At 33.7% G+C, this 5,608-nt stretch carries 6 protein-coding genes; 5 read left to right on the top strand and 1 reads right to left on the bottom strand.

Annotated elements, in window-relative coordinates:
• From V7147_RS03800 to V7147_RS03780, 5 genes are all read left to right on the top strand, one after another.
• Positions 1-920, top strand: a 920-nt coding sequence (locus V7147_RS03800) for a hypothetical protein (RefSeq protein WP_335366532.1), incomplete at its 5' end; no start/stop codon positions are given.
• Between the two features lie 187 nt (positions 921-1,107).
• Complete coding sequence (locus V7147_RS03795) at positions 1,108-1,671, top strand: hypothetical protein (RefSeq protein WP_335366531.1); 564 nt, start codon at positions 1,108-1,110, stop codon at positions 1,669-1,671.
• A 73-nt stretch (positions 1,672-1,744) separates the two neighbouring features.
• Positions 1,745-2,719: a hypothetical protein gene (locus V7147_RS03790; RefSeq protein ID WP_335366530.1), complete on the top strand. Its 975-nt coding sequence runs from the start codon at positions 1,745-1,747 to the stop codon at positions 2,717-2,719.
• A gap of 391 nt (positions 2,720-3,110) precedes the next feature.
• Positions 3,111-3,671: a GNAT family N-acetyltransferase gene (locus V7147_RS03785; protein WP_335366529.1), complete on the top strand. Its 561-nt coding sequence runs from the start codon at positions 3,111-3,113 to the stop codon at positions 3,669-3,671.
• A gap of 22 nt (positions 3,672-3,693) precedes the next feature.
• Complete coding sequence (locus V7147_RS03780; protein WP_335366528.1) at positions 3,694-4,281, top strand: GNAT family N-acetyltransferase; 588 nt, start codon at positions 3,694-3,696, stop codon at positions 4,279-4,281.
• Between the two features lie 404 nt (positions 4,282-4,685).
• Here the strand turns inward: V7147_RS03780 and V7147_RS03775 are convergent, their stop codons facing one another.
• On the bottom strand, positions 4,686-5,405 hold the full coding sequence (locus V7147_RS03775; protein WP_335366527.1) for a class I SAM-dependent methyltransferase: 720 nt from the start codon (positions 5,403-5,405) through the stop codon (positions 4,686-4,688).
• Positions 5,406-5,608: the final 203 nt, after the last annotated feature.

The raw sequence follows: 5,608 nt of genomic DNA, 5'->3' as shown, positions 1-5,608 counted from the left end.
CAAGTTATGATACGTTTACTAATGAAGCTGAACTCCAAATTATGAATGCCGAAACAATTGAAAAAATCGAAAGAACGATATCAAATCATATTTACGAAGAAACTTCAAACAGCAGCAATGCAATTGGAAAATGTCACGAAGCTATTTCATATTATTACTTTTTAAAAGAATTTCCACTGGTATCGCAGGTGGATTATAACGAATGTGTTAAATTACTTTCGAAGTATTACTCGTTGGTAAAACCAGAAGTGTTAGAAAAACTTTTTGAATCCACTTCAACTTTGGTACCTGCAATTTCAGAAAAATTATATGAAAAATATGATTATAGTTTGTCGATTGAAAGTATAGAGTTAATTCCCGAAAGTTATATTTCCGATAAACTAGATACAGGGGATTTACAGTTAGTTTTAAAATATAATGGTGAATACTTTATCGAAAAAATTTCATTGAAAGCATTATCTAAAATTGGGAGTAAAATAACAACGAAAAATCCAGGTATTGGAACAATTCTTGGTGAAGATTATTTTAATGTTGGTAGTATCGATGATTATGTTAAAGAAGTTAAATCAAAATATTTAATTGGAGAAATAACTCACAGAGAAAGTTTAGAATTGGTGTCTGAAATAATCGGGGAACAGCTATTAAACGCTTCACATAATCAATTAAAGCAAGGAATTATGAACCTTCTTGGTACTGCTTTAATGGCAGTAACCTTTTATAATGATCAATTAACCATTTGTAGGGAACATACTGCTATTAATAGTACTATTTCAATACTCAGAAATACTCCAACCAACATTCAAAATACTCTAGTATGGAACGACGAGACAGAAAAAATCAATCTTCGCGTAAAGTTCAGCCGTGGTCAAAACCATGGATGGTCCAGTATTAAACTAACATCCGAATATCAACTAAATTAATGTAAGAATAATTTATCCTAGAAAAATGAGAAGTATAAAGCTTCTCATTTTCTATAGGTGGTTTAGGCACCGTATATTAATGTTTGTTTGATTGTACCGAAAATTTAAATGCGGACTAATCTAATTTAATGAGTAAATAATAAGATTTGAATTGAAGCAAAAGATTAGTTAAAAGGAGTGAAAATTGTTGGATTTCGACAATCCTTCAAATTTAGAAAAAACGATTATTGGAACGGATTTAACGATTTCGGATTTTTGGAAATGGGGTTTCTCTAATTTACTTACTAACTCATTAAGGGGGATCTTTGCCGAATTCTTAGTGGGTGCTGCGATTGGAGCTCTTAACCAAACTAGAATAGAATGGGATTCTTATGATTTAAAATACAAAGATAAGAAAATTGAAGTAAAATCAGCATCCTATATTCAAGCTTGGTATAAGGGGACACTTTCCAAAGTTATTTTTAATATTGGTCCTAAAAAGAAGTACGACTATAATACAAATACCTATAGCCCGGAAGCAGTAAGAAATGCAGACATTTACGTATTCTGCTTATTAAAAGAGAAGAATGTGGAAATAGTGAATCCACTCGATACATCCCAGTGGGAGTTTTATGTGGTGCCAACCATAAAATTAAATCAAGACTATCCCCAACAAAAAACAATATCTCTATCAACTCTAAAAAAAGAATTTGAGCCAAAGTTACTCGGTGAATTGAAATCGGAAATTTATATGGTTTGTAATAATCTCTAGACAGGGGATTGTTTGAAATCCGCGGAAGATTATTGGACGGATGTTAATTTTCCGTTATAAAGGAGAGACGAAATTGTTTCACATAAAAAATAAAGAGGCGATACCTATTGAGCCTACTAGCTTTTCGGAGTTACAGATGAATGAGCATGATGTAGAAGTGTTAATCAAAAATAATACAAATCTAATTGCAGAAGATGAATCGATGTTGATTGTTGGTCAACAAGTGCGGAATTCAAGTAATGGTATTTGTGATTTAGTTGGATTAAATCAAAATGGGGATCTGGTTCTGATTGAAATTAAGCGGGATCGAAAGGATATGGAAGCAAGAAAAGAAGCATTTGAATTTCAAGCAATTCGCTATGCTGCAGGATTTGCAACTGTAAAAGATATAGACGATTTGATTAGTAAAATATATGCGCCTTATTTAGAGAAAAGTAAAGATACAAAGAGGGATCCGTCACTAACAATCGCTGAACAAGCCAATCGAAATATAGTGACTTTTTTTCAAGATAACAATATTTCGATTGAGGATTTTAACCAGCGTCAGCAAATTATATTGGTTGCTTCGGATTTTGATGAGCAAACAAAGTCAGCGGTTGCCTGGCTAAACAAGAATGGCGTAGAAATGTATTGCTATAAATTGATTCCATACAAAATAAATGATGAATTATATATTGAAAGTCAGAAAATCTTGCCGTTAGATCACTACGAAGATTATTATGTAGATTTAATAGATAAATCATTGACTTCAAAAATTAAACGAAAAAGATCCTCACAAAGACGTAACTTGCCAAGAATTGACTCCATGTTGGAGTGGGAAGTAGTTAAAGCAGGCGATATTTTAAAAGCAAAGAATCATGATTCAACAGTAGTCTTGTTGTCAAATGGTAATGTTGACGTCGGCGGAGTAGAAAAATCTATTCAGCAATGGCTAAGAGAAGTAACAGGCTGGTCATCCGTTGAAACCTATGCCTTTACGGAACATGTAGAAAAAGGAAAAACGTTGTCTGAATTACGAAGAGAGTATATGGAAGAAATAGAGATGTAAAGTGAAAGGATACATTGTTGTGCTAGTTAGACTGATTCACTGACATAAGCAACCATAAATATTTAGCGCGCAAAAAATGAATGACTCTTAGTTCCCCAAAGCAAAAAATCTTCCAACCCGGAAGATTTTTTATTTTAAGTTCGGATATCCTCGCTGGCGCAAAGCCTCATATACTTTCTGCCACTCTCCCTTTGTACCTGTCGTGATTCCAGATGTTGCATAATTAGGATGCAAGTTATTGTACATCTTTTTTTCAAAGTGAAATTCACTGGACTAGTGCTACAGTGGGAGCAGTGGCATAACGTATTTTTATATCTTGTTGTGGTAACAGGAGTTTAGTAAAATTTAATAACGAACTAATTAATGCGCGATTGAACGGAGTGAGATTGGAATGGTAAATCTAGTCCATAAACCAGTATTAGAAGGGGAGAAAGTAGTTCTCAGACCTTTTAAGGAAGAGGATATTCCTTTTATTGAAGAATGCTTAAAAGATCCCGAAGTATTAAAGCTTACAGGTAGCAGTACGGATTTTGATAGGGAATTAATTTTCAACTGGTACAATTCAAGAAATAAACAAACGGATCGCATGGATCTTGCTATTGTTGACCAATCTCGGGGCAACTTAGTGGGAGAGGTAGTGATGAATTTATATGACGAAAAAAATCATAGTATGAATTTTAGGATACTGATTGGTCCGAGAGGAAGGAATCGAGGATTAGGTACCGAAGCAACTAATCTTATAATTGATTATATATTTACTAATACTACGCTTAACCAACTCACTTTAAGTGTTTTTAGCTTCAATCCAAGGGCCAAGTATGTTTATGAAAAGGTTGGCTTTGTATTAGATAGTATTGATAAAAACGAACTGGAATTTGACGGAAAATGGATTGATTCTATTAATATGGTATTAACAAGGGAAAATTGGCAAAACAGAAAAAATAAAAATTGATAGAAAACGAGGGGTGCTTGCTGTGAACATAGATTCTGATACATTTCCTGTACTTCAGACTGAAAGATTAGTATTAAGAAGGATTACAAATGAGGATGCGAACAGCATTTTGAAGTATCTGTCTGATGAAGAAGTAATGAAATATTATGGATTGGAACCTTTTACAGCAATAAACGATGCCTTGGATGAGATTTCTTGCTATCAATCCATTCATAACAACAAAACAGGGATTAGATGGGGAGTTACTTTAATAGATCAGGGAGTTGTGATTGGCAGTTGCGGTTTTCACAACATGGGTTCTCATCACTTCCGTACTGAAATTGGCTTTGAATTGAGTAAAGAGCAGTGGGGAAATGGTATTGCTGTTGAGGCAGTTGAAGCTATAATAAGCTACGGATTTAAACAATTGAATTTCCAACGAATCGAGGCACTAATCGAGCCACCTAATCAATCATCACAAAAGTTAGTCGAAAAGTTGGGTTTTATCAAAGAGGGATTATTAAGAAAATATGAGTTTACACGTGGTAAATTTGATGATTTATATATGTATTCTTTATTAAAGGAAGATTTTGAAAAAAATAAAAATCGTTATACGCAAAAATACATTTAGTGTTAAATTGTGAAACCTCTCACTTAAGGAATTAGGAGCATTTATCAGGATGCCATCGATGCTGAAAGGGATAAAGAGGATCACCATAAAAAGTGCAAAGAACATTTGTACCAGATTATTCAAATTGAATTAAAAGATGGATCTGTTTATCAGGGCATACTTCATAGCTATGACAGGGAAAAAATGTATATCCTTATGCCGAAGACGGGGCATTCACATATGCACACAATGGGTGAACGCAGTGACAACAGACTTTTCCCTTTCTTTGGACCATTTGGGTTTCCTTTCTTTGGGATAAGAAGATTCGGACCATTTTTCCCATTCTTTATTTAAATAACAAAACCAAAAAAGGCTTGTGGTGGATATGATCCATACAGGCCTTTTCTATATCTATATGTGAGTTTTTATTTCGTACATAAAAACACTCTATAGTCTAAAGTCCCTTGATATTTTAGCATTAAATTAAAATGCTGATGTAGGATATTATAAAGTTCAGGTTCAATCGACTCTGAAAACTCGAATTGAGGCATTGAATGGTTTTGTAGGGTAGATTGTTTTTTCATAAAAGTTTTTAAATTTTTAAAACCGGCCAATTCAAATAAGGTAATCCAATCCCTTTCCATGAGGAGAGAATCTAACCCATAAAATTGTTTAATTTCCTCTTCAAAATTCGTCCAGAGCCTCCTATTAACAGTAAGTTCATTTGCGATAAACCGACCGCCATGCTTTAATAAACGAAATATTTCCTTAAGTGCTTTAGGCTTGTTGACAAAAGAAAGAACTGATTCGGAAATAATAAAGTCATAATTACTATCTTCTAACGGACATTTTTCTATTGAGCCCTGAATAATTTCCACTGGTAATTGGTATTTTGCCATTCTATTTTTGGCTTTTTTTATCATGATCGGATTGATATCCATCCCGGTTACTTTTGCGCCATAACGGGCAGCTAAATATGCAGATGTTTGGCCGGTACCACAACCTACATCTAATATGCGAGAAGATTTGTTAATCATTTCGTTCTCGAATATTTTCTTTGTAAGCTCAATACCACCTGGATGTGCACCACTTACACCAAATTTGGACAAAAAATCTAAATATACTGAAGTCCCAATGAGAACCACCTACTCCATTTATCTTATTTGTATAATATGATTATATAAATAAGATGGTTCCTTCCAAGTACAGATGGGTATCCATAAAGAAAACAGGGTTTAAATGAACGAAAGTATGACATATTAAGGGAAAGAACCATTTTGGAAAGGAGAATTTTAGTGGAATATCTATCCCGTGAACAAATTATGAATGTACTTGAGCAATCCTTTCA

This window comes from Bacillus sp. JJ1521 (assembly GCF_036965165.1).
Lineage (GTDB): Bacteria > Bacillota > Bacilli > Bacillales > Bacillaceae_L > Ferdinandcohnia.
This window is presented reverse-complemented; position numbering and strand designations above follow the sequence as displayed.

Excerpts from the sequence above, each read along its gene's own strand:
- V7147_RS03785 (WP_335366529.1), top strand. The coding sequence starts at position 3,111 with ATGGTAAATCTAGTCCATAAACCAGTATTAGAAGGGGAGAAAGTAGTT.